Source organism: Salmonella sp. SJTUF15581, from assembly GCF_043356775.1.
Taxonomy (GTDB): domain Bacteria; phylum Pseudomonadota; class Gammaproteobacteria; order Enterobacterales; family Enterobacteriaceae; genus Salmonella; species Salmonella enterica.
Genome location: NZ_JBEUJY010000019.1, coordinates 81,013 through 82,045, shown reverse-complemented (window position 1 = coordinate 82,045; position 1,033 = coordinate 81,013). Strand labels below are relative to the sequence as shown.

At 54.3% G+C, this 1,033-nt stretch carries 2 rRNA genes (1 of these 2 cut by a window edge); both read left to right on the top strand.

The features are described from left to right. Nucleotides 1-752, top strand: a 23S ribosomal RNA gene (locus ABVN36_RS22410); the annotation flags it as partial. Between the two features lie 196 nt (nucleotides 753-948). Continuing rightward, nucleotides 949-1,033, top strand: a 5S ribosomal RNA gene (gene rrf, locus ABVN36_RS22405) (it continues 41 nt past the right edge of the window).

The following is a 1,033-nucleotide window of genomic DNA, read 5'->3' as shown; positions in this document are numbered from 1 at the left end:
TGGAGCCGACCTTGAAATACCACCCTTTAATGTTTGATGTTCTAACGTGGACCCGTAATCCCCGGGTTGCGGACAGTGTCTGGTGGGTAGTTTGACTGGGGCGGTCTCCTCCTAAAGAGTAACGGAGGAGCACGAAGGTTGGCTAATCCTGGTCGGACATCAGGAGGTTAGTGCAATGGCATAAGCCAGCTTGACTGCGAGCGTGACGGCGCGAGCAGGTGCGAAAGCAGGTCATAGTGATCCGGTGGTTCTGAATGGAAGGGCCATCGCTCAACGGATAAAAGGTACTCCGGGGATAACAGGCTGATACCGCCCAAGAGTTCATATCGACGGCGGTGTTTGGCACCTCGATGTCGGCTCATCACATCCTGGGGCTGAAGTAGGTCCCAAGGGTATGGCTGTTCGCCATTTAAAGTGGTACGCGAGCTGGGTTTAGAACGTCGTGAGACAGTTCGGTCCCTATCTGCCGTGGGCGCTGGAGAACTGAGGGGGGCTGCTCCTAGTACGAGAGGACCGGAGTGGACGCATCACTGGTGTTCGGGTTGTCATGCCAATGGCACTGCCCGGTAGCTAAATGCGGAAGAGATAAGTGCTGAAAGCATCTAAGCACGAAACTTGCCCCGAGATGAGTTCTCCCTGAGACTTAGAGTCTCCTGAAGGAACGTTGAAGACGACGACGTTGATAGGCCGGGTGTGTAAGCGCAGCGATGCGTTGAGCTAACCGGTACTAATGAACCGTGAGGCTTAACCTTACAACGCCGAAGATGTTTTGGCGGTTGAGAGATGATTTTCAGCACTGATTCAGAGTTGAGTACGCAATAATTTGCGCAGCGGCAAGGCGGCAAGCGAAGGAAAGGAAGGAGCATACAGAAGTATGTGACTGACTTTACGAGCGCAGGTAACGCCGCTGATGCGATAAAGAATTGCGCACTGAGCACAAAGAATTTGCCTGGCGGCCGTAGCGCGGTGGTCCCACCTGACCCCATGCCGAACTCAGAAGTGAAACGCCGTAGCGCCGATGGTAGTGTGGGGT